Raw genomic sequence first — 26,580 nt, 5'->3', positions numbered from 1 at the left:
TGTGGGAAGAAACTTCGACGAACGAAAGACGGTGCCCGGCGTGTCTGGTCTCTCCCTGCCCATCTCGATCCTCGACCTTGCCCACATCGGTACCGACGAGAGCGCCGCCGACAGCTTCCGGGCGAGTGTGGAGATGGCCCGCAACGCGGAGCGGTGGGGCTACGAGCGGATCTGGTACGCCGAGCACCACAACATGCCGGCGATCGCGTCGTCGGCGACGAGCGTGCTGATCGCTCACGTCGCCGCGCACACCGAGCGGATCCGGCTCGGTTCGGGCGGCATCATGCTGCCCAACCATGCTCCGCTGACGATCGCCGAGCAGTTCGGCACCCTCGCCGAGCTGCATCCCGGCCGCATCGACCTGGGTCTGGGCCGCGCCCCCGGCAGCGACCAGCAGACGATGCGGGCGCTGCGCCGCGACCCGAGCTCGGCGGAGTCGTTTCCGCAGGACGTGCTCGAGCTGCAGGGCTACCTGACCGGGCCGTCCCGGGTGCCCGGCATCGAGGCGACCCCGGGCAAGGGCACGAACGTGCCGCTGTACATCCTGGGTTCGTCGCTGTTCGGTGCCCAGCTCGCGGCCGCACTGGGTCTGCCGTACGCGTTCGCGTCGCACTTCGCCCCGGCCGCGTTGGACGACGCGATCGCGATCTACCGCCGCGAGTTCCGCCCGTCCGCACAGCTTGCCGAGCCGTACGTGATCGCCGCCGTCAACGTGATCGCCGCCGACACCGACGAGGAGGCGCAGCGGCAGTTCCTCGAGACCAAGCGCAAGCGGGTCGGGCTGTTCGTCGGACGCGGGCGCACCTTCACGCCGGAGGAAGCGGACATGATCCTCGAGTCGCCCGCGGGCCGGCAGGTGCTGGCGATGGTCCGGTACACCGCCGTCGGCACGCCGACCGTGGTGGGCGACTACCTCGACCGGTTCGCCGCGCAGACGGGCGCCGACGAGCTGATGGTGGTGTCGTCGGCCACCGAGCGCTCCGCGTGGATGCGTTCGCTGGAACTGGTTGCCGACGTCGCCGGCCTCACGGCACGGCAGCCGCTCACAGCAGGCTGATCTGCTCCCCTGCCCGGTCGCCCACATCGGGCGCCAGGAGGTCGGGGCCGTTGTTGCGGACGCTGTTCACCTTCGGTGACACGCGCCGGATCTCGACGGCCGCGGCCTCCTCGAGGCTCGGCCGGATCAGGTCGGGATGACCGAGGCTGTCCGGATCCAGCCAGGCGTCCCAGCGGTCCCGCGGCAGGATCAGCGGCATCCGGTCGTGCACGTTCGCGAGCTGGTCCACCGACTCCGTGGTGAGGATCGTGGTCGACAGCAGCGGCGCCTCCCGCGGAGCCTTCGGGTCGTGCCACACCGACCACAGCCCCGCCATGAAGAGCGGCTCACCGTCGCCCCGGGACATGTAGTACGGCACCTTCACGGCCTTGCCGTCCGCGGTCGGCTCGGTCTGCCACTCGTACCAGCCGTCCATCGGCACGAGGCACCGCTTGAACCGCAGCGACGTCTTGAACGCCGCTTTGGTGGCGACGGTCTCGGACCGGGCGTTGAACAACGGCGCACCCTTGCCCGGCTCGGTCGCGTACGACGGCACCAGTCCCCAGCGCATCCGCCGGATCCGGCGGCGCACCGGGCTGTCGTCGTCGCCCCGGTCGTGCCGCGCGACGACCGTCAGCACCTGGGTCGTGGGTGCGACGTTGTAGTCCGCGGTCCCGGAATCGGTCTCCCCCGTCTCGTTCACGGCGTCGAGTTCCACCGCGAGCGTCGCGGGGTCGGCCGTCGTCGCATACCTGCCGCACATGCCTCCATGCTGGCACGGATCACCGACACGTTCCGTCATGAGAGAAGATGGACCGGTGAGTCGTGAGAGCCTGTGGAGAGCGCCCCGAGCCGAAGCCCCCGTGGATGCGTCCGTGACGCTGCCCGGATCGAAGTCGATCACCAACCGGGCGCTGATCCTCGCGGCGCTCGCGTCGGGACCGTCCACCATCACCGGCGCTCTGCGCAGCCGCGACACCGATCTGATGATCCAGGGCCTGCGCGCGCTGGGCGTCGCCATCACCGCCACCCCCGACGCCGCGACCGGCACCACGCTGCATGTCGTGCCCGGCCCGATGACCGGCGCCGCGGTGGACTGCGGGCTCGCCGGCACCGTGATGCGGTTCCTGCCGCCCGCCGCCGCCCTGGCCGAGGGCACCGTCGCCGTCGACGGCGACGAGCAGGCCCGCACCCGGCCGCTGGGCACGATTCTCGACGCGCTGCGCGGGCTCGGCGCCGACATCGACGGTGACGCGCTGCCGTTCACCGTGCACGGTCACGGTGGCCTGCGCGGCGGGACGGTGACGATCGACGCCTCCGGCTCGTCGCAGTTCGTGTCCGGGCTGCTGCTCTCGGCAGCCCGATTCGACGAGGGTGTGACCGTCCGGCACCAGGGCGGCTCGCTGCCGTCGATGCCGCACATCGACATGACCGTCGAGATGCTGCGCGAGGCAGGCGTCACCGTCCACACGCCGGGCGAGAGCGGCGACGCCGACACCTGGAAAGTGTTGCCGGGCAAGATCGATCCGGTGGACTGGGTCGTCGAGCCCGACCTTTCGAACGCGACGCCGTTCCTGGCCGCGGCCGCCGTCACCGGTGGCACCGTGCGGGTGCCGCTGTGGCCGTCGCGCACCACGCAGCCGGGAGATGCGATCCGCGGAATCCTCGCGGAGATGGGCGCCGACGTCCGACTGGAGGAGGGCGTGCTCTCCGTAACCGGGCCGAAGACGTTGCGCGGCATCGACATCGACCTGCACGACATCGGCGAACTCACTCCCACCGTCGCGGCGCTGGCGGCCCTCGCGGACGGCCCGTCGGTGCTGCGCGGCATCGCGCACCTGCGCGGCCACGAGACCGATCGGCTGGCGGCGCTCGCCACCGAGATCGGCAAACTGGGCGGCGCGGTCACCGAGACCGCCGACGGCCTGCGCATCGAGCCCCGACCGCTGCACGGGGCCCAGTGGCACTCGTACGCCGATCACCGGATGGCCACCGCCGGCGCAATCCTCGGACTCGTGGTCGACGGCGTCGACATCGAGGACGTCGGCACCACGGCGAAGACGCTGCCCGGGTTCGAGAACTTGTGGACGGCCATGCTCGACGAGACACGGTCCGCGTCGGGACCCGCCGAGCAGGAGGCGCTGTCCTGAGCCGCCGGGTGTACGACGAGTCCGACGTCCGGATCCGTCCGGGCAAGGGGTCGCGTCCACGGACCAAGAACCGACCCGAACACGCCGACGCCGCGGAGGGAATGGTCGTCTCCAAGGACCGGGGCCGCTGGGGCGTCGTACTGGGCGGCGACCCGGACCGGCTCGTCGTCACCATGCGGGCCCGCGAACTCGGCCGGACACCGATCGTGGTGGGCGACCAGGTGAGTGTGGTCGGCGACCTGTCCGGCAAGCCCGACACCCTGGCCCGCATCGTCCGCGTCGCCGACCGGTCGACCGTGCTGCGCCGCACCGCCGACGACACCGACCCGTTCGAGCGGATCGTCGTCGCCAACGCCGAGCAACTGCTGATCGTCGTCGCGCTGGCCGACCCGCCTCCGCGCACCGGCTTCGTCGAACGCGCCCTCGTCGCCGCATACGTCGGTGGCCTGGAACCCGTTCTGTGCCTGACGAAGAGCGATCTCGCGACGCCCGACGAGTTCGCCGCCACGTTCGCCGGCCTCGACGTTCCCGTGGTGGTTGCCGGCCGCGACGATCCGATCGAACCGGTGACCGAGATCCTCGAGGGCCGCCTGACCGCACTGATCGGACACTCCGGTGTCGGCAAGTCGACGATGGTCAACCGGCTGGTACCGGACGCCGACCGGGCCACGGGCGTGGTCTCCGGCGTCGGCAAGGGCCGGCACACGTCGACGCAGTCGGTGGCGTTGCCACTGCCCGGCGGAGGCTGGGTGATCGACACCCCCGGTATCCGTTCGTTCGGGCTCGCGCACATCTCTTCCGAGAACGTCGTCGAGGCGTTCACGGACCTGGCCGCGGCCGCCGAGGACTGTCCCCGCGGATGCACGCACCTGGGCCCACCTGCGGACCCGGAGTGTGCGCTGGACAAACTCGAGGGGAAGTCGGCGGACCGCGTCGAGGCGGTGCGGCGACTGCTCGTCGCCCTCATATCCAACGAGTCCTGGACGTAGGGGGCGGTAGCCCGACCCCCGCTGTGCCACCCCGCGACCGGACGGCGCCCGCCCCGATCCGGGGCGGGCGACCATCGGGTGCGGAGCGCCGCGTCAGGCGGGAGTGATCGGCAGTTCCCGCGAGCGGTCGGCGGTGAACGAGGTGGCCGTGGCGGGACCCGCGGCGCCGTGGGTGCTGTCGGGGTCGAGGACGCAATGGGTGCGTCCGTAGACGGTGTACATGCACTTGTTGTTGTGGTTACAGCGCCCGGAGACGGTGTGGTCGGCCTGGATCCGGGTCACGAGGTCCGGCTCGCGCAACAGCGCCCGACCCATCGCGACGAACCCGAAGCCCTCGCGCATGCCGGTGGCGATATGGTCGTAATTGTTGATGCCACCCAACAGGATCAGCTGGGTCTCCGACACCACCGGGACGAACTGTCGAGCGGATTCGAGCATGTACAGGTCCTCGTAGGGGTAGGTGCCGAGTGCGCGCTTCCCGAAGAGCCGGACCCCGGTCTTGAACGGCTCCTTCATCACCGCCGCGAACTCGTCCACGGGGACGTCACCGCGGAACAGGTACATCTGCTTGAAGAACGACGAACCCTGGGTCAGCTCGATCGCGTCGAGGTTGCGGTCCCGGTCGAGCAGCTGCACGGTGCGCAGCGACTCGGACAGCCAGATGCTGCCCCGGATGCCGTCGTCCATGCTGATCTTCGCGGTCACCGCGATCCGATCTCCCACGACCTCACGTACCCGCTGCGCGATCTCCCGCACGAGCCGCGAGCGGTTGTCGATGGTTCCGCCGTACTCGTCCTTGCGGCGGTTGAGCAGCGGGCTCAGGAACGAGCTCGGCAGATACAGGTGCCCGAAGTGCAGCTCGACGGCGTCGAAGCCCGCCTCCACGGCGATCGCAGCCGCGTCCCCGAACTGGTCGATCACGCGGCGGATCTCCGACGCGGTGATCTCGCGGCAGTACTCGAGCGACGACGGGTTGATCACCCGGCTCGGCGACATGGCCGTCACTCCGGTGATCTTCTTCGACGCGACGACGCCGGCGTGGCCGAGCTGCGCGGCGATGGCTCCGCCCGCGGCGTGGACCGCGTCCGTCAACCTCTGCAGGCCCGGAAGTGCCTTGTTGCTCATCAGGATCTGGCCGGGCGCACTGGCACCTTCGGGGGCCACACAGCAGTAGGCCACCGTCGTCATCCCCACCCCGCCCCGGACGAAACCGAGGTGGAAGTCGATGAGGTCGTCGGTGACGAGGCCTTCCGGCGACCGCCCCTCCGAGGTGGCGGCCTTGATGATGCGGTTGCGCAGCCGAACGGGCCCCAGAGTGGCGGGGGCGAAGGGATCCGGGGTCACCGTCTCGGTGGGTAGGCCTGCGATGGTCATGAGTCGCCCTTCTCTCGATCCAATTGTGACGGGCACCACGATTCGTGGAGGCTGTCGCGGCGTCAATACCGCGTCCCTCCCACCGGGCAACCCGCCTGGATCGAGAGCCCGGGTCAGTCGACCCCGCGCGCACGCGCCGCGAGGACGCGGTACTCCTCGTCGGTGATCGTCCCCGAGTCGAGCAGTGATTTCGCCGTCACGAGGTCGTCCGGCGACGGCGTCCCCGCGACCCCCCGGATGTAGGCGTCCTCGGCTGCTCGGTACCGACGGTCGGCGCGGGCGGACCGCTCGACCATGCCGCGGCCGCGGACGATCAGGTAGACCATCTCCCCGATGATCGGCAGGACGAACAGGAAGAAGACCCACACGGCCTTCGCCCATCCGGACGTCCGGTGGTCGCGGAAGAGATCGGTGAGGATCGAGAACAGGATCACCACGTACGCCGCGAAGGCGAAGCACGCGAAGACCAGCCAGAAATACTCCCAGAACGAGTCCATCGCTTGCTCCGTTCACGAGACGACGGCGAGTGAACTGCGCAGTCCATTCTGCTACCGGTCCGCCCGCGGGACACGACGATTCACGGAAAGCACGAATCCCGGCGGGTCCACACCGAGAAAGGTGCGGATCCCACCGGGACTCGGACGAACCCTCTAGCGCGACACCAGCGCGCGCAGGCCGCGGCGCTTCTTCGACGCCTTGATCGCCGACAGCAGACCCTTGCGCCTACCCGTCACCGGATCGATCGTCGCGGTGGTGTTGCCGCCGAACTTGCGCTCCGACGCCGTCTCGGGCGCATCGTCCGGCGTGTCCTTGAGGAACTTGTTCGGCAGCGACAGCTTGGCGATGGTGCGCCACGACTTGGCGTACTGCACCGGCAGCGGACCGGTGGTGTACGGCAGGTCGTACTTCTCGCACAGCGCCCGCACCTTGACCGCGATCTCGGCGTACCGATTGGACGGCAGATCCGGGTAGATGTGGTGTTCGATCTGGTAACTCAGGTTGCCGGTCATGAAGTCCATGACCCGCCCTCCGGAGATGTTGGCACTACCGAGCATCTGCCGCAGGTACCACTCGGCGTGGGTCTCGTTGTCGACGTCCGCCTTCGTGAACTTCTCGGCACCGTCCGGGAAGTGACCGCAGAAGATGACCGCATTGGTCCACAGGTTTCGGATGACGCCCGCGGTGAGGTTCGCGGTGAGCGTGCTCTTCCACGCCTTGCCGGTCAGGGCCGGGTACACGACGTAGTCCTTGAGGGTCTGCTTCGCGATCTTGCGGCCGACCTCCTTGGCGTTCTTCTTCGTGTACTCGCGGTCGTCGCGGCCGGCCGCGACCCGGCCCAACTCGAGGAGCTGGATCGCGATGCCGTACTCGAACAGCAGCGCCAGGATCGCGTTGTACGCGAGGTTGCCGTAGTTGAACGGCCGCCACTTCTGGTCACGGGTGACGCGGAGGAGCCCGTAGCCCACGTCGTCGTCCATGCCCAGGATGTTCGTGTACTTGTGGTGCAGGTGGTTGTGGGTCTGCTTCCAGTGCGCCGACGGGTCGACGTTGTCCCACTCCCAGTTCGCGGAGTGGACCTCCGGATCGTTCATCCAGTCCCACTGCCCGTGCATCACGTTGTGCCCGAGCTCCATGTTCTCGATGATCTTCGCGACGCCGAGCATGCCGGTGCCGAGCAGCCACAGGGGCCGCTTCCGGCTGCCGAACAGCACCGCACGTCCACCGATCTCGAGGGACCGCTGCAGTCGGATCGTGTTGCGGATGTAGCGCGCATCGCGCTCGCCACGGGAGTCCTCGACATCACGACGGATGGCGTCGAGTTCGCGGCCGAGCGCCTCGACGTCGGCATCCGTCAGATGCGCGTACTCCTTGATGTCGGTAATCGCCACGGCCCTACCGTACCGTAAGTTACGGCACCGTAGGTTAACAACAGATCACTGTGTGACACGTCACAGTCGGCTACACCCGGCGGGGACGCCCCCGCCGACCCACCTGCGCCTCGGCGTGCGCGCGCAGCGCCGACAACAGTCCGCGGCGCCGCCCGGTGCGCGCGTCGACCCGCAGCGCCTCGGCGATCCGGGACCCCGTCGAGGCGAACTTGCGCTCCGACGACGTCTCGGGCGCGTCGTCGGAGGTGCGCTTGAGGAACCGGTCGGGCAGCGCGAGCTTGTGGATCGTCCGCAACGCCAGCAGGTACTGCCTACTCAGCGGCCCGGAGGTGTACGGCAGGTCGTACTTGGCGCACAGCGCCTGCACCCGGACGCCGATCTCGGCGTACCGGTTCGACGGCAGATCCGGGAACAGGTGATGCTCGATCTGGTAGCTGAGGTTGCCCGTCAGGAACGCCATCACCGGACCCGCGTCGATGTTGGCGCTGCCGAGCATCTGACGCAGGTACCACTGCGCCCGAGTCTCGTTCTCGAACTGCTCGACCGTGAACTTCTCCGCCCCGTCCGGGAAGTGACCGCAGAAGATCACCGCGTAGGCCCACAGATTGCGGACCAGGTTCGCCGTCGCATTCGCAGTGAGCGTGTGCTTCCACGCCCGGCCCGACAGAGCCGGGAACAGCACGAAGTCCTTGCCGACCTGCCGGACGATCTTCACCGCGAACTGCCGATTGGGCGCGGTGTTCAGTTTCTTGTGGTCGACGCCCTCGAGGTCCTTCTGTGCCGAGAGGTCGTGCAGCGCAATCCCCCACTCGAAACCGGCCGCGAGAATCACGTTCGCGATCGGCTGGAACAGATTGATCGGCCGCCACTTCTCGTCGCGGGTCATCCGCAGGATGCCGAATCCCACGTCGTCGTCCATGCCGACGATGTTCGTGTAGGTGTGATGCGAGTAGTTGTGCGCACGCTTCCAGTGGTCGGACGGACCCGTCATGTCCCACTCCCACGTCGTGGAGTGGATCTCCGGATCGTTCATCCAGTCCCACTGGCCGTGGGTGACGTTGTGCCCGAGCTCCATGTTCTCGATGATCTTGGCGAGCGACAGCATCGCGGTGCCCGCGACCCAGGCCGGCTTGCGTCGACTGGCGAGGAGCACCACCCGCGCACCGAGTTCCAGCGAGCGCTGCAGTTTGATCGTGCGCCGGATGTAGCGGGCATCGCGTAGGCCCCGAGACTCCTCGACATCGCGACGGATCGCGTCCAACTCGCGCCCGAGGGCGTCGATATCGGCGTCGGTGAGGTGGGCGAACTCTTTGATGTCCGTAATGGCCACCGAGGTCCTCCGTTGGATAGATCAGTTCACCGGCGTCGACATTCGACGCGAGGCACAGCACTCAACGATACGGGAAATCGGACACCTGCCGATCTCGCAGATACCGAGATCACAGGCGCGTTCAGGCGTCGAGAGTGCAGTCGCCGGCGGCGGCCGAGATGCACGTCTGGATGCGCTCGCCCTCGGCGTGCTCCTTGCCGTTGCGCAGATCGACCGCGTGACCGGACTCCAGCGGCAGCACGCACGTCTGGCAGATGCCCATGCGGCAACCGAACGGCATCAGCACGCCGGCCTTCTCGCCGGCCTCGAGGAGCGTGGTTGCGCCGTCCACCCGGACCTGCTTGCCGGACCGGGAGAACGTCACGGTGCCACCGTCGCCGGACAGGTCCGCGCGGGACACCGCGAAACGCTCGAGGTGCAGGTTCGGACCGACGCCCTCGCGCTCCCACGTCTTCTCGATCTCGTCGAGCATGCCCTGCGGACCGCACGCCCACACCTGACGCTCGCGCCAGTCGGGGCATACCTCGTCCAGCGACGACAACTCGAACTTGCCCTGCGCCCGGGTGTGCCGGACATGGCAGCGGAAGGACGGGTGCGACTTCTCCAGCGCCGTGAGCTCGTCACCGAACATCACCGCCTCCTCGGTGGGGGCCGAGTGCACGTGCACGACGTCGGGCAGGTCGTCGCGGCGGTCCATCGTCCGCAGCATCGACATGATGGGGGTGATGCCGCTGCCCGCGGTGAGGAACAGGATCTTCTCCGGCGGCGGTTCCGGCAGCGCGAAGTTACCGGTGGGCGCGGCCAGGCGCACGATCGTGCCCGACGGCACGCCGGTCACGAGATGGCTCGACAGGAACCCCTCGGGCATCGCCTTGACGGTGATGGAGATCAGCTTGTGGTCGACGTTGGGCGCCGACGTGAGCGAGTACGACCGCCAGTGCCAACGTCCGTCGACGTGGATGCCGATGCCGACGTACTGGCCCGGCTGGTAGTCGAAGTCGAAGCCCCACCCCGGCTTGATCACGAGCGTCGCCGAGTCGGCGGTCTCCGGCCGGACCTCGACGATGCGGCCGCGCAGCTCGCGCGCCGACCACAGCGGGTTCACCAGGTGTAGGTAGTCGTCGGGGAGAAGCGGCGTCGTCAACCTGGTCACGGCACCGCGCACCAGGCTCGCCACGGACCGGTTCGACCCGGCAACTCCCGCTGCAGGCCCCTCGATCCAGCTCTTCAGTCCCATCCGACCTCCATCTCGCACTTCGGGCGTACGGCCAGAGTAGGGCATGTCCCTACGGTGGCGTAACTTACGCCCGAGTAATGAGCAGAGGTAACGATCCGGGTGGGACGTACGACCCCGATCAGAGCAGTTCGAGCAGGAACGGCAGCTCCTGCGTCGCGTACCACGCCAGCTCGTGGTCCTCGGCGTCGCCGAGCACGAACTCGGCGTCCGCGTCACCGAGATCCGCGTCGTCGACGATCGCGACGGCCTTCTCGATGTCCGGCTCCGCCTCCGCCAGGTCGACGTGCACCGACGCCACCTGCTTCAGCGTGAGCACCTGACCGAGCCGCACCACGGCGTCGTCGAGGTCGGGACGGTGCGTCGCGTCCTCGACGTCCGCCGCGATCACCGCACGGCGGTACCGGGGCGCCGGGGCGTCGCTGCCGGGTTCCGGAACGGCGGCGGCGATCAGTCGCAGCGACGCGCGTGCCGCCTCCGCCATCGCGACTTCGGACAGCTCGTCCTCGTCACCGGAGTGGTACGCCTCGCGCAGCGCGGGGGTGACCGCGAAAGCGGTCCGGCTCACCGGCGCCAGCTCGCGCTCGGCCACCAACTGCTCCAACATCGCGATCGTCGCGGGAACGTAGACCCTCACGCTCGACCTCCGGTCACGGACTCAGCCACTGGCATCCAACAACTCCTCGAGAGACTCGTGCAGCGACGCGGCCACGACGTCCACATCGGCCATCGCGTCGCGATCCGCATTCAAACCGTAGTGGACGTTCCCGTCATAGGACGTCAACGCAATGCTGAGGGCCTGATTCTCCAGCAACGGGGACACCGGATACATCTCCACCATCCGCATCCCCGCCAGGTACAGCGGAATCTGCGGGCCGGGCGCATTCGTGACCATGACGTTGAACATCCGTTGGGACAGGCTGCTCGCCGCCCGGGCCCCGCGGGCGTGGAGCGAGGCCGGCGCGAACCCCGACAACCGGATCATCGTCCGGGCGGTCACCTGCCGGCTCTGCCGCCCGAAAGCCTCGGTCGCGTGCGCCACGTGGGACAGGCGCATCACCGGATTCGGCTCCCCCACCGGCAGATCCACCAGGAACGACGAAGTCCGCCCGTGCGGTTGCCCGTCGCCCCCACCCACGTCGACGACACTCGCACCGTTCGTTCCCGGATGCGCCTCGCAGATCGACATCGGTGCCAGCGCGCGCAACGTCGTCCCCTCCGACACCGGCATCCCGCGCGACAGCAGCCAGTTCCGCAACGCCCCCGCGACCACCGTCAGCACGACGTCGTTGATCGAACACCCGTAGCGGGCCCGGATCTTCCGATAGCGCTCCAGGTCGGTGGTGGCGGTCGCGAACCGACGGTTCCGCGAGATCGGCGCGTTGAGCGGACTCGACGGTGCCGGCTGCGCGGCGGTGCGGGCGAGCGCGGCGAGTTTGCCGAGGGCGCCCACCGTCTCGTCGACCACGCTCGACACGTCGCCGAGCGTCATGCGCAGCGTCTGCAGGCCCTCGCGCGGTTGCGAGACCAGTTGCGCGAGGGCACCGGCCACCAGCGCGGCTTCGCTCGGCGCCGACTCCGGCATCCAGAGGTCCACCGACGTCTCCTCCGGTATCGCGGTGTCGTCCAGCAGCACCTGCCCGATGTCGAGCGCCTTCTCGCCGTCCACGAGGGCCGAATGCGACTTCACGAACACCGCGCACCGGTTGTCGGTCAGCCCCTCGACCACGTACATCTCCCAGAGCGGGCGGGTGGTGTCCAACGGTCGCGACAACAGCCTGGCCACCAGGTCGTGGAGCTGCTCGTCGGTGCCCGGGGACGGCAGCGCCGAACGCCGCACGTGGTAGGTGATGTCGAAGTCCTGGTCGTCGACCCACACCGGTCGCGCGAGCCCGAACGCCACTTCCCGAACCTTGCGGCGATACCGCGGAACCAGATGGAGACGGGCGTCGACGAGCCGTAGCACCGCCTCGAAGTCGAATCCTCCCGACGGAACTTCCAGCACCGCAACGGAGCCCATGTGCATGGGAGCGGTACCCCCGTCGAGGAAGTAGAACGACGCGTCCTGCGTCGTGAGCCTCGTCGCTTTCGCCATCAATGCCCCCTGTTCCGCGCCACCTTCGCCCCCGACTCCCGACGGTCCGAATCGAGAAGAATCGCAATCTCTTCCGCGGCCGACTCCGGATCGGCGTGATGCACACCCACCATGCCCGCGGCGACCGCACCGCGTACGTTGCCGATCAGGTCGTCGACGAAGATGCACGCACTCGGCGCCAACCCCAGCCGATCGGCCGTCAACTCGTAGATCCGGCGATCCGGTTTGGCCGTCCCGACGTCCCCGGAGATCACCACGACATCGACGAACGCACCCTCGAGATCCCGCAAGGGCTGCGCGCGCGGCCCGCCGGGGTCGTTGCTGAGGATTGCGGTGCGCACACCGTCGCGCCGGGCCGCAGCCACGACGCCCGCCATCAGGCGGCCGTCGGCGCCCGGTCCCGCGAGCACGCCACCGAAGTCCAGCACCAGCCCTTGCACTCCCCCACCCTAGGACGGCCCGGACGTCTCCGCGACACCAGCCGACCCCGACGGCGCCCCCGCCTCTCGCTTTCTGCGGCCGGACATGTCATGCTGTCGCGCAGATTCCGCCTCTCCACGGAGTCGACCACCCGCGTCCGTCCGGATCCGAATCCGGCGGGCGCAGTCGACGAGCGTGCCGCCCCGAGCGCACCGGAGAGGACGATCATGCAGGTCCCACACCGATTCATCTCCCCCGCACCGCATTTCGAACCGCCTGCCCGGAACGGGGTCCACCCGCTCGGCCGACGACCGGTGGCCGAACCGCGGGTCGGCACCACTCGTAGGTCACCGCACGACGGCCGCTCACCGCGCCGAACCCTGCCGCGGCCGAATGTGGAGAACGCCGCGCCCCCGGAACTGCGCCGGTTCACCGAACACTCGCTCCGGCTCACCTTGGAAGTGCTCGACGGACGCCGTCCGCCGGCCCACCTGCGCCCCCTGCTGACCAAGTCCGTGCACGATCTCGTGCCGGCGCTCGTCCGCTCCGCGCCGGCCGGCCGCCGCCTCGGGGGCGCCATCCTCACGCGCATCCACATCCGCGTCGTGCACGTCGACGCCGCCGAGGTGTTCGGCACCTACAACCGCGGCGGCCGGGTGTTCGCCCTCGCCGCGCGTATCGAACGCGGAAAGGGCGCACACCCGGCCGGATGGGCGATCACATCTCTGCAGATCGCCTGACGAGCACGGTCTAGCGCTTGCGCTTGGACTTGGGGGCCCGCTTCGACTTCGCGTCGGCACGGGCCGCCTCACGACGCTCGCGGCGGGTGCCGGGCTCACCGTCGACGTCACCCGCCGCGCGGCTCACCTGAGCGCTACCGTCCTCCGCGGGGCCCGACAGCGTCAGCCCCCGGGGCTGCTCGTCGTCGAGGCCCTTCGCCCGCAACGCGACCGGTGCGGCAGGCGCCGACTCCGACGCCGGAGCGGACTGCTGCCCCAAGGCCGGCCCGCCAGCGGCAGCGGCGGCAGCCGAGGCCGCGGTGACGCTCACCGGAGCTCCGCCGCCCTGCGGCGTACCGGCCTCGACCTGCAGGTTGAACAGGAACCCGACCGACTCCTCCTTGAGCCCCTCGAGCATGCCGGTGAACATGTCGAAGCCCTCGCGCTGGTACTCGACCAGCGGGTCGCGCTGCGCCATCGCGCGCAGGCCGATGCCCTCCTTGAGGTAGTCCATCTCGTAGAGGTGCTCACGCCACTTGCGGTCCAGGACCGACAGCATGACGCGACGCTCGAGCTCGCGCATGCCGCCCTCACCGGCGATCTCGTTGATCTGCTGCTCCCGCTTGGCGTACGCGTCGTGCGCGTCCTTCAACAGGGCGTCGAGCAGACCCTCCCGGTCGAGGTCGGAATCGCCCGCCTCCGCGGCGCCGACCAGTTCCTTGTAGTCGATGCCCACCGGGTACAGCGTCTTCAGCGCCGACCACAGCTGCTCGAGATCCCAGTCCTCGACGTAGCCCTCGGACGCGGCACCGTTGACGTACGCGGTGATCACGTCCGTGATCATCGACTCGACCTGGCCCTCGAGGTTCTCGCCCTCGAGGATGCGGCGGCGCTCGTCGTAGATGACGGTGCGCTGCTGGTTCATCACCTCGTCGTACTTGAGGACGTTCTTGCGGATCTCGAAGTTCTGCTGCTCGACCTGCGTCTGCGCGCTCTTGATGGCCTTCGAGACCATCTTGGCCTCGATCGGGACGTCGTCGGGCAGGTTGAGCCGGGTCATGATCGACTCGAGCGCCGCACCGTTGAACCGGCGCATCAACTCGTCACCGAGCGACAGGTAGAAGCGGGACTCGCCGGGATCGCCCTGACGTCCCGAACGACCACGCAGCTGGTTGTCGATGCGGCGGGACTCGTGACGTTCGGTGCCCAGCACGTACAGGCCGCCCGCGGCACGAACCTTCTCCGCGTCCGCCTTGACCTCGTCCTTGACCTTCTCGAGGACGCCGTCCCACGCCGCCTCGTACTCCTCCGGATTGTGCACGGGATCGAGCCCCTGCTTGCGGAGCACCAGGTCGGCGATGATGTCGGGGTTGCCACCGAGCACGACGTCGGTGCCTCGGCCGGCCATGTTGGTCGCGACCGTCACGGCGCCGGAACGGCCGGCCTCGGCGACGATGGTGGCTTCCTGCTCGTGGAACTTCGCGTTGAGCACGCTGTGCGCCACGCCGCGCTTGGTGAACTGCTTCGACAGGTACTCGGAACGCTCGACGCTGGTGGTACCGATGAGGACCGGCTGACCCTTCTGGTGCCGCTCGACGACGTCGTCGACGACCGCGTCGAACTTGGCCTCTTCGGTCTTGTAGATCAGGTCGCCGTTGTCGACGCGGATCAGCGGCCGGTTGGTCGGGATCGGGATGACGCCGAGGCCGTAGGTCTGGTGGAGCTCGGCAGCCTCCGTCTCGGCCGTACCGGTCATGCCCGAGAGCTTGTCGTAGAGGCGGAAGTAGTTCTGCAGCGTGATCGTGGCGAGCGTCTGGTTCTCCGCCTTGATCTCGACCTTCTCCTTGGCCTCGATCGCCTGGTGCATGCCCTCGTTGTAGCGGCGCCCGACGAGGATGCGGCCGGTGAACTCGTCGACGATGATGACCTCGCCGTCGCGAACGATGTAGTCCTTGTCGCGCTGGTAGAGTTCCTTGGCCTTGATCGCGTTGTTCAGGTAGCTCACCAGCGGCGAGTTCGCCGCCTCGTACAGGTTGTCTATACCGAGCTGATCCTCGACGAACTCGACGCCGGCCTCGTGCACGCCGATCGTGCGCTTCTTGATGTCGACCTCGTAGTGGACGTCACGCTTGAGCAGCGGCGCGATGCGGGCGAACTCGCCGTACCACTTGCTGGACGCGTCGGCCGGACCCGAGATGATCAGCGGCGTACGGGCCTCGTCGATGAGGATCGAGTCGACCTCGTCGACGACCGCGAAGTTGTGCCCGCGCTGGACCAGGTCGTCGAGCGTGTGCGTCATGTTGTCGCGCAGGTAGTCGAACCCGAACTCGTTGTTGGTGCCGTACGTGATGTCGGCCGCGTACGCCTTGCGGCGCTGTGCGGGCGTCATGCCGGACAGGATCACGTCGACCTCGAGCCCGAGGAAGCGGTGGACGCGGCCCATCCACTCCGAGTCACGCTTGGCGAGGTAGTCGTTGACCGTGACGACGTGCACGCCGTCGCCGGAGATCGCATTGAGGTACGCCGGGAGAACACAGGTCAGGGTCTTGCCCTCACCGGTCTTCATCTCGGCGACGTTGCCGAAGTGCAGGGCTGCACCGCCCATGACCTGGACATCGAAGTGACGCTGGCTGAGCACGCGGCTCGCGGCCTCGCGGGCGACGGCGAACGCCTCCGGCAGCATGTCGTCGAGCGTCTCGCCGTCCGCGTAACGCTTCCTGAACTCATCGGTCTTGGCCCGCAGCTGCTCGTCGGAGAGCGCCTCGACCTCGGGAGAGAGGGAGGAGACATGGTCGGCGATCTGCTTGAGCCGCTTGACCATGCGACCCTCACCTACACGGAGCAGCTTCGATAGCGACAGTGACGGCACGGTCTTCTTCGTCCTCAATCCAGGTGTCGGGTTCCAGGTGTCGGTATCGGTGGCAGATACATGACAAACGGGATCCGGCCGAGGTCGGGTTACCCCAGCCGGATCCCATGTTATGCGTATTCACGGTCGGACGAGTAGACCGACCGGCCGCAACGTCAGGCCAGGCGAATCAATCCGTAGTCGAACGCGTGGCGGCGGTACACGACGGAAGGCCGGTCGGTCTCCTTGTCGTGGAACAGGTAGAAGTCGTGGCCGACCAGCTCCATCTCGTACAGCGCGTCGTCGACCGTCATCGGCGAGGCGGAGTGGACCTTGGTGCGCACGATCTGCCCCGGACCGGGCGGCGCCTCGCCGTCGAGGGAGAGATCACGGTCGATCGCGAGCGAATCATCTTGCGCGAGTGCTGCGGTGGCTTGCGCGACCGATACCGGCGTCTTCTCCCCGTAGTGGACCTTTCGGCGGTCCTTGGTGCGGCGCAACCGACTTTCCAGCTTGGCAGTCACGGATTCGAATGCCGCGTAGAAACTGTCCGCGCTCGCTTCGGCGCGGGCGACCGGCCCCTTGCCGCGGGCCGTGATCTCGACTCGCTGGCAACTCTTGGCCTGTCGGCGGTTGCGTTCGTGTTGGAGTTCCACATCGAAGTGGAAGATGGTGGGATCGAAGCGCTCGAGTCGTGCGAGCTTCTCGGAAACGTAGACCCGGAAGTGTTCCGGCACTTCTACGTTGCGTCCTTTGACGACGATTTCGGCGTTGTTCGCGCCCGTGGTACTCGGAGCCTCCGTCGTGGCGGCGTCTTCGTCAACGAAAACCGAGGCTTGCATAGGGGTCGTCACTCGTACCTCCCGATTTACGGCCGGTTCACTGAGGTGAGACCGGCGAGTTCGATCTCGACCGGGCGGGGGACCACCCGGTATCAGAACGTGAAATATCACCTCCCACCTGTGACTTCGGGTGTGATGGCGACGCTAGTACGTAACTGCTCCGTGTGCCACTGTTCAGCGCGATTTCACCGGTGTGTCGTGAACGACATTCGCCCGGATCGACCGTTTCCGCAGTTCGCCGCGTTTGCCGGGTCAGGCGGCGGCCACGACGATCACCGCCGCGACCGGCACCCCCGCGGCATCCAGCGCACGCACCGATTCCGCACACGTCGCGCCGGTCGTCACGACGTCGTCGATCAGAACCACCTGCCTCCTCCCGGGGGCGCACACGCCCCACGGCGACCGATCGACCACGATCCGTCCGCCGATGTTGTCCTGCCGCTGGCCCGCCGAGAGGCCGACCGAATCGCGCACGCCTCGGCGCATCGACAGGACGGGCCACACCCGGCACCGCGCGTCCAGACAGGTCGCTGCGGACTCCACGGCCCGCAGTACCGGGTCACCTCCGCGCAGTCGCGCGGCACGGGTGCGCGTCGGCGCGGGCACCAGGCAGAGCCCTGACGACGCCGCAGGCCGCAGTTCACCCCACCGTCGCAGAACGTCGATCGCGCCCGCCAGCGCGGCACCGAGCGGCCCTGCGAGATCGCGGCGCCCGCGCTCCTTCGCGGCGATCACCGCGCGCCGCCGGGGACCCGAGTACGGCCCCAGCGCCCACACCGGCACCCCCGGGTCCACGCGCGGTGTGACGGCGATCGGGACATCCGCCAGCGCCCGACGGCACCGCCCGCACCACTGGGTGCCGGCGACACCGCAACCCCCGCACTCGGCGGGCAGGACCAGGTCGAGGAGTGTGCGCACAGCCGGCAGTGTGCCGCCCGCCACCGACAACCCGCGCCGCTCGAAGCCGGGTCAGCCCGGCAGGACCGGAACCGCCTTGGTCCCGGCCAGGCCGGGCACCTCCCGCCAGTACCGGTCACCGGCCGGATCGTTGTTGTTGAGCTGGAACACCGCACGCGCATCCGCCACGTACTCGGTGGTGGACGTCGCGTCGACGGCCGTCACCGGCGCCGTCAGGTTCCGGCTCGGCAACGAATCCATCCGCGACCCGTCGACCGCCAGCTGGACCACCGGGACGTCGGATCCGCCGCGCGCGACGACCACCGTGTCCCCGGTACTCCAGTCGAGCGAGATCGCCGGCCCGCCGAGGCCGTGCGCGATCGCCCGCGGGCTGGTGAGCGAGTACGCGCCGTCCGGCATCTGGACGACCGTGGCGACGTACACCTTCCCGTCGATGATCATCGCGGCGCGGACGCCGTCGCGGGAGAGCCGCAACTCCGTGATCGGGCCACCGATCGCGCCGAGCGCGCCGCTCTCCACGTTCATCGTGGTCAACTTGCCGGTGCCGGTCTCCCGGACCACCCGCACCACGGTCGAACCGTTCACGACCGCCCAGACGCTGGCGCCGTCGACGCCCCACGACGGTCGCGTCACGGACTGCGCCTCGAGCGCGGTCGCCACGTTGCCGTCGTACGTCCCCACCACCAGGGCCGTCTGTGGCTCGGGTGCCGGCCGCCGGGTCTCCGCCACAGCCGCGACGAGGGCGCCGTCACGCGAGATCGCGACGGAACGGAGGTTGTCCGACGCCCCGAAATACCCGGGAACCTGCGTCACGGCGCCGTCGTCGACGGCGACCAGCCCGCCGCCGCGCAGCGCGTGCAACCCGACGGAGGCGCTCGACGTCGCAAGCGGATTCAACGAGGCGACGTCCGCGGTGGTCCAGCCGTCGGCATACCGCGAATCGAGCGGTTGGCCGTCGGCCAGGAGCACGTAGGGTCCCGAGATGTCAGCGTTGGCCAACGTCCAGACCACCTGCGCCGCAAGTAGTTCGCGCGACTGCGCGTTCATCTTGCTGAGCCCCTGGAAGTCCACTCGGATGCCGCCGAGTCCCACCCCGACCTGGGACGAACGTCCGTCCGCCTTGGTGATGGTGCCGAGCACCGACACTCCCGAGCCCAGCTCGTTGCGCACCGCGCCGGCGAGCGAAGGCTTGGGACCGTCGATGAGCAGCCCGATCAACTGCGTCGCCATCTGGTCCTGGCTGGCCGCGACCCACCGTGGATCCGGCACCACGGTGGTGGCACTCGGATCCAGGAAGTACAGCGACTTGCGTTGGTACGAATTCAGGAACTGCGGGCGATCCATGATGACGCCCGACGGCAGGTCGTCGATGCGCCACTCGCCGTCGACCTTGACCCAGCTGAACTTGGCCTCGAAGGTGCCCTCCTGGGCCTGGTAGAGGCCACCCGGTTCGAGCTGCCCCACCCGGTTGGCCCGGATCGTGTACACGGCGCGGTCCGCGGTTCGCGATTCGAGGATGAGGTCGATCTTGTCGACGATGGTCGCGCTCGCGGCGTCGTCCCACCGCGCCGAGGTCTCCTTGGTGAGGAACTGCCGAGCGGCGAGGTGCCGGTTGGCAGGATCGGTGCTCGCCTTGACGAAATCGCGAAGCAACAGGTCCGGCTCGCGTCCGGGCGCGGGCGCCTCGACACTCGTGGTCGGCATCGAGCGTTGGATCGTCCCGATCGCCTGCGGGGCGGACGAATCCGGCAGGTTGGCGCAACCCGTCGCGCCGACGATCACGGCACCGAGCACCGCGCACAGCACCGCCCGCGCCCGGCTCACGATTCCCTCTCCCGCACCCTCGGCACGGTCGGACTCTCGTCCGGATCGGGCTGCGGAGCCGTCGTCGGCAGGTCCTCACCCGCCCCGGTGGTAGCCGTCGTGGGCTCCGAGACGACGGGAGCCGTGGGCGTCGAGACGATCGGGGGCGTGGGCTCCGACACCGCCGGGGCCGCGGTTTCCGCAGAGCCCTCCGCCGACGCCTCGTCGGCCCCGGTCGCGGCGGGCGCGCCCGGCAGCGGCCGACCCTGGATGTACTTGGCGACGCCGGGCTTGAGCGGCAACGGACTCCGCGACACCTTGCGCCCCCGCACCCGCGGCAGCGTCAACCGGAAGCACGCACCCTCGCCGGGCTCGCCCCAGGCCTCGAGCATGCCGTTGTGCAGGTTCGCGTCCTCGACGCTGATCGCCAGCCCCAGGCCGGTGCCGCCGGACCGGCGGACACGCGACGGGTCCGAGCGCCAGAATCGGTTGAACACCAGCTTCTCCTCCCCCGGCCGCAGACCGACACCCTGGTCGCGCACGATGAACGCCGCGGCGTCGTCGTCCGCCCGCAACCGCAGCAGCACGGGCTTGCCCTCACCGTGGTCGATCGCGTTGGCGAGCAGGTTGCGTAGGATCCGCTCGACGCGGCGCGGATCGACTTCCGCGACCACCGGCTCCTCCGGCAGGTCGACGATCAGTTCCGTCGACGTCTCCTTCGCGAGATGACGCACCGTCGAGACCGCGGCGCGCGCACACATGCGCAGGTCCAGTTGCTCGGACGCCAGTTCGGCGACGCCGGCGTCGTGGCGCGAGATCTCGAGCAGGTCGCCGAGCAGGCTCTCGAAGCGGTCGAGCTCGGCGACGAGCAGTTCGGACGAACGCTTGAGCACGGGATCGAGCTCGTCACTGCTGTCGTGGATGAGGTCGGCCGCCATTCGCACCGTGGTCAGCGGGGTCCGCAGCTCGTGGCTCACGTCGGAGGTGAACCGCTTCTGCAGGTTGCCGAACTCCTCGAGCTGCGTGATCTGCTTCGACAGGCTCTCCGCCATCTCGTTGAACGACATCGCCAGGCGCGCCATGTCGTCCTCGCCGCGCACCGGCATGCGCTCCTTGAGTCGACCGTCCGCGAAGCGCACCGCGATGCGCGACGCAGAGCGGATCGGCAACACGACCTGACGCGCCACGAGCATCGAGATGGCCGCGAGCAGCACCGCCAGCACGGCGCCGCCGATCAGCAGCGTGCCGCGCATCAGCGACAGACTGCTGTCCTCGCTTGCGAGGGGGAACACCAGGTACAGCTCGAGTGTGGCGATGTCCGACGCGGTCGGGCTGCCGATGATGAGCGCGGGACCGGAGTAGCCGTCGGGGTCGTCGACGGTCGCGAACTGGTAGCTGATCTGGTTCGCGCGCACGAATTCCCGCAGGCTCTCCGGGATCTGCTCGGCCGGGCCACTCGACGTCGGCTCGCGTGGACCGTCCCCCGGCACGATGAGCACCGGGTCGAAGGTGCCCGCCGAACCGGACGTCTGGCCGGCGTCGGACTCCCGGTTGGTCAGCGCCAACCGGGCCGCGTCCAACCGGACCTGCAGCGATCCGCTGTCGTCGGCGCCCGACAGCTGCGCCTCCACGGTCCCCCGCGCGCGGTCGAGTTCCTCGCTCGCCGCCGTGATCTTGGCGTCGAGGAGGCGATCGGTGAGCTGACTGGTGAGCACCACACCGAGAATCGTGATGACGATCAACGACAGCGACAGCGCCGAGACCACGACGCGCAGCTGCAGCGACCTACGCCACGAGTGAGCGAGCCAGTTGCCGGAAGCCCGACACCAGCGGATCAGCGGAGAGAACGCCCTGTTGACTCGCCGCCGGTTCCGTCCGGCACCGATCACGGCGGTCCGGCCTTGTAGCCGACCCCCCTGACTGTGAGCACCACCTCCGGGTTCTCAGGATCCTTCTCGACCTTGGCGCGCAGCCGCTGCACGTGCACGTTCACCAGTCGGGTGTCGGCGGCGTGGCGGTAACCCCACACCTGCTCGAGCAGCACCTCGCGGGTGAAGACCTGACGCGGCTTGCGGGCCAGCGCCACCAGGAGATCGAACTCGAGGGGCGTCAGCGAGATCAGCGCGTTGTCGCGGGTGACCTTGTGCGCCGGGACATCGATCATGATGTCGCCGATGCTGAGCACCTCTGCCGGCTCCTCCTCGGTGCGACGCAGCCGGGCGCGGACTCGGGCGACCAGTTCCTTGGGCTTGAACGGCTTCATGATGTAGTCGTCCGCCCCGGACTCGAGCCCGAGTACCACGTCGACGGTGTCCGTCTTGGCGGTGAGCATCACGATCGGCACGCCGGACTCGGCCCGCAGGACACGGCAGACGTCGATGCCGTTCATGCCGGGAAGCATGAGGTCGAGCAGCACCAGGTCCGGACGCGTCTCACGGACGGCCGTCAGTGCCTGGCTGCCGTCGCCCACCACGTAGGGTTCGAACCCCTCCCCACGAAGCACGATGGTGAGCATCTCGGCGAGCGCCGTGTCATCGTCGACAACCAGAATCCTTGGCTTCATATCCCTATCGTTACATCTTCGAGGCTGCTTGATGTGGAAAGGCGCGTACACGCCCCGGCGTGCCGCTCAATGTTGCGACGGCAGGCCTCTCCGCTGATGCAAGACTGCCAGTTTATCGGCCAGAATGCCCGGATCGGTGTCCGGTGTGAGCGTCCACCACGGGGAATTCCAGTCCGCGGCCGCCAGCTCGCGGTACACCTCACCGGTCCTCGCCTGCAGGCCACTGTCCTTCTCGTACGCGTCCAGCGTGCGGGAAACGTCCTCCGCCTCGCGGGCCCGGGCACGCTGCTCGGCCAGCGCGACGGGCACGTCGAGGTACAGCTGGAGGTCCGGGCGCGGCAACCCGAGGCGGTCGAACTCGAGGTTCTCGATCCAGCCGACGAATTCGCCGTCGCCGCCCTCGTGCATCCGGGCGGCGCCGTACGCCGCGTTGGAGGCGACGTACCGGTCGAGGATCACGACGTCGTGCGCGGCGACGAGGTCGCGCAACCGGTCGGCAGCGCCCGCCCGGTCGAGGGCGAACATCACCGCCATCGCGTGCACCGAGGCACTCAGGTCGCCGTGCGCGCCTTTGAGGGCTTCGGACGCGAGGTCGGCGTGGATCGACGTCCCGTACCGCGGAAAGTCGAGAGTCGCGACGTCCAGGCCGTCCGCTTCGAGTCGCGCGACGACCTTGCCCACCAGCGTGCGCTTACCGGCACCGTCGAGCCCCTCCAGGGCGATCAGCATTCCCACGACGGTCGAGCCTATCGGTGGTCACCGCCGGACGCCCGGACCTGGGGACGGGACGGCGGTCACAACGTGTTCTTGTGAACGACGCCGCCCTTGACGATGACGTCGAGGTGCTTGTCCGGGTCGGCGAGCAGCGACAGGTCCTCGAGCGGATTCCCGTCCACCAACAGCACGTCGGCCCACGCGCCGGGGGCGATCACGCCGAACGGGGCGTCCCGGTACGGGTCCCGCTCCCCCGCCAGACGGAACAGTCGGGCATTGCCCGACGTCAGCATCCTCAGCGCCTCCAGGTTGCCGAAGTAGTCGGCCAGGCGTGCCGCCATCGCGCTCTGCCGCGCGGCGGACTCGGGTTCGAGGAGCAGATCGGTACCGAAGGCGACCCGCACCCCGTGTTTGCGCGCCCAGCCGTAGACCTGTTCGACCCCGCCGCAGATCTCCCGGTTCTTCTCGGCGCGATCCGGATCCGGGTAGTGGTGGTCGTCCTCGGCGAACGGCTGCATCGACAGCCACACGTCACGCTCGGCCATGAGGGCGACGGTGTCCTCGTCCGCGAGATGTCCGTGCTCGATCGACTTCACGCCGGCCTCGATGGCCCGCCTGATGCCGGTGACGTTGTAGACGTGGGTGGCGACGTAGGTCCCGTAGTCGGTGGCCGCGTCGACCGCCGCCCGAAGCTCACGGGCGGTGAACTGCACCGTGTACAGCGGGTCGTACATCGACGCCGCGCCACCGCCGACCATCAGCTTGATCTGCGAGGCCCCGCGCTTGAGTTGTTCCCGCACCGCCGCGAGTACCTGCGATTCACCGTTCGCGATGCGCATGAATCCGATTGCCTCGGAGCGGTTCTCGACACCCCCCAGCTCGGTGGGCGTGTCGTAGACGAACCCGAAGTCGCCGTGTCCGCTGGTCTGGGAGATCGCCGCCTGGCACGGATAGATTCGCGGCCCCGGGAACTGGCCCCGGTCTATCGCGGTCTTGATGCTCGCGGTGTCGCCGGCCATGTCCCGCACGGCGGTGAAGCCGCGCAGCAGCATGTTCCGGGCCTCCGCGGTCCCGTTGAGCGCGATGTGCGCCTGCGTCCCCGTGAGCAGATCAAGATACGAGTTCGCGTTGCCCACCAGGTGCACGTGCGCGTCGCTCATCCCCGGCATCAGCACCCGGCCCCCGCCGTCGACGACGACGGTCCGCCGGCCCGGTGCCTCCCCGATGGGCGATCCCGACACCGCCTCGATCCGGTCGCCGTCGATCAGCACGTCGCCGTGCACGAGGTCCGCGGACTCACCGTCGAACACCCGCACGTCGCGAAACAACAGCCGCTCGCCACTCCCCGTTGCCGCCATACCCTCGGACCCTAGCGAGCGGGCGCGCCCGGGGCGGCCGGATAACGGCATCGGCCGGGGATCGTGACCACGATCCCCGGCCGATGCCGTGACTGATTACGACGAATGTCGCGGGTACCTCAGTAGCGGTAGTGCTCCGGCTTGTACGGACCCTCGACGTCGACGCCGATGTACTCGGCCTGATCCTTCGTCAGCTTGGTGATGGAGCCACCGAGCGCTTCGACGTGGATCTTCGCGACCTTCTCGTCGAGGTGCTTGGGCAGGCGGTACACCTCGTTGTCGTACTCCTCCGGCTTGGTCCACAGCTCGATCTGCGCGATCGTCTGGTTCGCGAACGAGTTCGACATCACGAACGACGGGTGACCGGTGGCGTTGCCCAGGTTGAGCAGGCGTCCCTCCGACAGCACGATGATCGAGTGGCCGTCGGCGAACGTGAACTCGTCGACCTGCGGCTTGATGTTGATCCGCGTGACGTCGCCGGCCCGCTCGAGGCCCGCCATGTCGATCTCGTTGTCGAAGTGGCCGATGTTGCCCAGGATCGCCTGGTGCTTCATCTGCTTCATGTGCTCGAAGGAGATGATGTCCTTGTTGCCGGTCGCGGTGATGACGATGTCGGCCTCACCGATGAACTCCTCGACGGTCTTGACGTCGTAGCCGTCCATCATCGCCTGCAGCGCGTTGATCGGGTCGATCTCGGTGACCGTGACGCGCGCGCCCTGGCCGCGCAGCGCCTCGGCGCAACCCTTGCCGACGTCGCCGTAGCCGCACACCAGCGCCGCCTTGCCGCCGATCAGCACATCGGTGCCGCGGTTGATGCCGTCGAGCAGCGAATGGCGGGTGCCGTACTTGTTGTCGAACTTGCTCTTGGTGACCGAGTCGTTGACGTTGATCGCCGGGAAGGCCAGCTCGCCTGCAGCGGCGAACTGGTACAGGCGCAGCACGCCCGTGGTGGTCTCCTCGGTGACGCCCTTGACCGACTCGGCGATCGCGGTCCACTTGCCACCGTCGGCCTCGAGCGACTTGCGCAGCAGCGCCAGGAACACCTTGTACTCGTCCGAGTCGTGCTCGTCGTCGGTGGGCGGGACCACGCCGGCCTTCTCGTACTGCGCGCCGCGCAGCACCAGCATCGTGGCGTCGCCGCCGTCGTCGAGGATCATGTTCGCGGTGGTACCGGGCCACGTGAGCATCTGCTCGGCTGCCCACCAGTACTCCTCGAGGGTCTCGCCCTTCCATGCGAAGACCGGGACACCCTTGGGCTCGTCGACGGTGCCGTGCGGGCCGACGACGACGGCCGCGGCCGCGTGATCCTGCGTCGAGAAGATGTTGCACGACGCCCACCGAACCTCAGCACCGAGGGCCGTCAAGGTCTCGATCAGGACCGCGGTCTGGATCGTCATGTGCAGCGAGCCGGAGATGCGAGCGCCCTTGAGCGGCAAGACGTCTGCGTACTCACGGCGGAGCGCCATGAGACCGGGCATCTCGTGCTCGGCGAGACGGATCTCCTTGCGGCCGAACTCGGCGAGCGACAGATCCGCCACCTTGAAGTCGATGCCGCCGCGGTGCTCTACCACCGGCTCCGATGAAACTGAGGTCGTCATGTGCCTCTCCTGTTGGCTGTCTGGGTTGACTCCCAGGCTATCGGGTGCCGATCCGCCCCGGGGGACGGGACGTGCCTACGCCCGGGTCACGACGTCGACGAAGGGGGCGAGCAGGGCCGCCAACTCCTGAGCGTCGTCCCGATCGGACGTCGGCGGCATCGACACGTAGCTCAGTGCGATACGCACGATGCCGTGTCCCAGCACCGTCGAATCGCCCTCCGACGCCTGAATCCAGCTCAGCCGGAAGGTCTCTGCCAGCCGCCCCGTGGCCCGCTCGATGAGCGGCGCGCTGTCGGTGGTGACGATGCGCAGAAGGTCCGGTTTCGCCGCGCCCGTCCGCAACGACCGAACCAACGGGTCCGCGCCACTGGCCTGGAAGAAGCCGGTGAAGCCGTCCACCAGCGCCGCACGCGCGTCGCCCTCGTGTCGGTAGACGGCGTCGGTGACGGCGTCGACGAAGCGGTCCACCAATCGCAGCGCGTAGCCGTTCGCGAGACCCTGCCGCGACCCGAACTCGTTGTACAGCGTCTGCCGGCTCACGCCGACAGCCGCCGCGACGTCGGTCATCGTGACCCCCGACCAGTCCCGTTCGAGCAGGAAGTCGTGGACCGCGTCGAGGATCGACTCGCGCAGCAGCAGTCGCGACGCCTCCTGGTAGGGCACACGTGGCTGGGGCTCGGTCATGACGTCGAGCCTAGTG

Annotated in this window: 23 protein-coding genes; 4 read left to right on the top strand and 19 right to left on the bottom strand. The window is 68.7% G+C overall.

What is annotated here, in order from left to right; all coding sequences use genetic code 11:
• The first annotated feature begins 31 nt into the window (after positions 1-31).
• Positions 32-1,057, top strand: a complete 1,026-nt coding sequence (locus tag PSS76_RS07965) for an LLM class flavin-dependent oxidoreductase (RefSeq protein WP_005518754.1) — start codon at positions 32-34, stop codon at positions 1,055-1,057.
• Here the strand turns inward: PSS76_RS07965 and PSS76_RS07960 are convergent.
• On the bottom strand, positions 1,044-1,799 hold the full coding sequence (locus tag PSS76_RS07960) for an SOS response-associated peptidase (protein ID WP_081120806.1): 756 nt from the start codon (positions 1,797-1,799) through the stop codon (positions 1,044-1,046). The two genes, PSS76_RS07965 and PSS76_RS07960, sit on opposite strands and share 14 nt — an antisense overlap.
• Before the next feature lie 37 nt (positions 1,800-1,836).
• Here PSS76_RS07960 and aroA point away from each other — a divergent pair, with 37 nt between their 5' ends.
• Both aroA and rsgA read left to right on the top strand, forming a co-directional pair.
• Positions 1,837-3,186 (top strand): 3-phosphoshikimate 1-carboxyvinyltransferase, encoded by a 1,350-nt coding sequence (aroA, locus tag PSS76_RS07955; RefSeq protein ID WP_069856627.1) that lies wholly within the window; start codon positions 1,837-1,839, stop codon positions 3,184-3,186.
• Between the two features lie 8 nt (positions 3,187-3,194).
• Positions 3,195-4,175, top strand: coding sequence for a ribosome small subunit-dependent GTPase A (rsgA, locus tag PSS76_RS07950; RefSeq protein WP_106851639.1), 981 nt, complete (start codon positions 3,195-3,197; stop codon positions 4,173-4,175).
• 93 nt (positions 4,176-4,268) lie between these two features.
• Here rsgA and PSS76_RS07945 read toward each other — a convergent pair whose 3' ends face one another.
• The 8 genes from PSS76_RS07945 to PSS76_RS07910 form a co-directional block, all read right to left on the bottom strand.
• A complete protein-coding gene (locus PSS76_RS07945) occupies positions 4,269-5,549 on the bottom strand; it encodes an NADH:flavin oxidoreductase (RefSeq protein WP_337456100.1) in 1,281 nt (426 codons plus the stop codon).
• Between the two features lie 113 nt (positions 5,550-5,662).
• Positions 5,663-6,046: a PLDc N-terminal domain-containing protein gene (locus PSS76_RS07940; protein WP_013416730.1), complete on the bottom strand. Its 384-nt coding sequence runs from the start codon at positions 6,044-6,046 to the stop codon at positions 5,663-5,665.
• A gap of 153 nt (positions 6,047-6,199) precedes the next feature.
• Positions 6,200-7,438, bottom strand: a complete 1,239-nt coding sequence (locus PSS76_RS07935; RefSeq protein WP_005518745.1) for a fatty acid desaturase family protein — start codon at positions 7,436-7,438, stop codon at positions 6,200-6,202.
• A 70-nt stretch (positions 7,439-7,508) separates the two neighbouring features.
• Entirely contained in the window at positions 7,509-8,768 is a 1,260-nt protein-coding gene (locus PSS76_RS07930) for a fatty acid desaturase family protein (protein WP_005518743.1), read from the bottom strand.
• 121 nt (positions 8,769-8,889) lie between these two features.
• Positions 8,890-10,005, bottom strand: coding sequence for a ferredoxin reductase (locus PSS76_RS07925; protein ID WP_064059298.1), 1,116 nt, complete (start codon positions 10,003-10,005; stop codon positions 8,890-8,892).
• Between the two features lie 118 nt (positions 10,006-10,123).
• Positions 10,124-10,639 (bottom strand): DUF6912 family protein, encoded by a 516-nt coding sequence (locus tag PSS76_RS07920; RefSeq protein WP_005518740.1) that lies wholly within the window; start codon positions 10,637-10,639, stop codon positions 10,124-10,126.
• A 21-nt stretch (positions 10,640-10,660) separates the two neighbouring features.
• A complete protein-coding gene (locus PSS76_RS07915; RefSeq protein ID WP_005518738.1) occupies positions 10,661-12,097 on the bottom strand; it encodes a WS/DGAT/MGAT family O-acyltransferase in 1,437 nt (478 codons plus the stop codon).
• Positions 12,097-12,537, bottom strand: a complete 441-nt coding sequence (locus PSS76_RS07910; RefSeq protein ID WP_041674359.1) for an HAD-IA family hydrolase — start codon at positions 12,535-12,537, stop codon at positions 12,097-12,099. The genes PSS76_RS07915 and PSS76_RS07910 overlap by 1 nt, the downstream gene beginning before the upstream one ends.
• Before the next feature lie 90 nt (positions 12,538-12,627).
• On the opposite strand from PSS76_RS07910, the gene PSS76_RS07905 reads away from it, so the two are divergent.
• Entirely contained in the window at positions 12,628-13,257 is a 630-nt protein-coding gene (locus PSS76_RS07905; RefSeq protein ID WP_233283996.1) for an Rv3235 family protein, read from the top strand.
• 10 nt (positions 13,258-13,267) lie between these two features.
• On the opposite strand, the gene secA is transcribed toward PSS76_RS07905, so the two are convergent.
• The 10 genes from secA to PSS76_RS07855 all read right to left on the bottom strand — a co-directional run bounded on the left by secA (position 13,268) and on the right by PSS76_RS07855 (position 26,564).
• Entirely contained in the window at positions 13,268-16,105 is a 2,838-nt protein-coding gene (secA, locus tag PSS76_RS07900; protein ID WP_037086126.1) for a preprotein translocase subunit SecA, read from the bottom strand.
• A gap of 155 nt (positions 16,106-16,260) precedes the next feature.
• Complete coding sequence (hpf, locus tag PSS76_RS07895) at positions 16,261-16,938, bottom strand: ribosome hibernation-promoting factor, HPF/YfiA family (RefSeq protein WP_041674361.1); 678 nt, start codon at positions 16,936-16,938, stop codon at positions 16,261-16,263.
• 240 nt (positions 16,939-17,178) lie between these two features.
• On the bottom strand, positions 17,179-17,844 hold the full coding sequence (locus PSS76_RS07890) for a ComF family protein (protein WP_013416735.1): 666 nt from the start codon (positions 17,842-17,844) through the stop codon (positions 17,179-17,181).
• A gap of 51 nt (positions 17,845-17,895) precedes the next feature.
• Positions 17,896-19,668 (bottom strand): MtrAB system accessory lipoprotein LpqB, encoded by a 1,773-nt coding sequence (gene lpqB / locus PSS76_RS07885; protein ID WP_022597128.1) that lies wholly within the window; start codon positions 19,666-19,668, stop codon positions 17,896-17,898.
• The gene (gene mtrB, locus PSS76_RS07880) at positions 19,665-21,536 is read right to left on the bottom strand and encodes an MtrAB system histidine kinase MtrB (RefSeq protein ID WP_337456099.1); all 1,872 of its coding nucleotides are present in this window, start codon (positions 21,534-21,536) and stop codon (positions 19,665-19,667) included. Before mtrB ends, lpqB begins: the two co-directional genes overlap by 4 nt.
• Positions 21,533-22,210 (bottom strand): MtrAB system response regulator MtrA, encoded by a 678-nt coding sequence (gene mtrA, locus PSS76_RS07875; RefSeq protein WP_005518730.1) that lies wholly within the window; start codon positions 22,208-22,210, stop codon positions 21,533-21,535. The genes mtrB and mtrA overlap by 4 nt, the downstream gene beginning before the upstream one ends.
• 66 nt (positions 22,211-22,276) lie before the next feature.
• Entirely contained in the window at positions 22,277-22,945 is a 669-nt protein-coding gene (locus tag PSS76_RS07870; protein ID WP_005518728.1) for a dTMP kinase, read from the bottom strand.
• 59 nt (positions 22,946-23,004) lie between these two features.
• Complete coding sequence (locus PSS76_RS07865; RefSeq protein WP_041674365.1) at positions 23,005-24,282, bottom strand: metal-dependent hydrolase family protein; 1,278 nt, start codon at positions 24,280-24,282, stop codon at positions 23,005-23,007.
• 119 nt (positions 24,283-24,401) lie between these two features.
• The gene (ahcY, locus tag PSS76_RS07860; RefSeq protein WP_005518723.1) at positions 24,402-25,880 is read right to left on the bottom strand and encodes an adenosylhomocysteinase; all 1,479 of its coding nucleotides are present in this window, start codon (positions 25,878-25,880) and stop codon (positions 24,402-24,404) included.
• A 75-nt stretch (positions 25,881-25,955) separates the two neighbouring features.
• Complete coding sequence (locus PSS76_RS07855) at positions 25,956-26,564, bottom strand: TetR/AcrR family transcriptional regulator (protein WP_005518722.1); 609 nt, start codon at positions 26,562-26,564, stop codon at positions 25,956-25,958.
• Positions 26,565-26,580: the final 16 nt, after the last annotated feature.

The sequence above is a fragment of the Prescottella sp. D32 genome (assembly GCF_037287305.1).
GTDB classification, from domain to species: Bacteria; Actinomycetota; Actinomycetes; order Mycobacteriales; family Mycobacteriaceae; genus Prescottella; species Prescottella equi.
The sequence above is the reverse complement of the archived record's forward strand: the minus strand, read 5'-3'. Positions and strand labels throughout refer to the sequence as shown.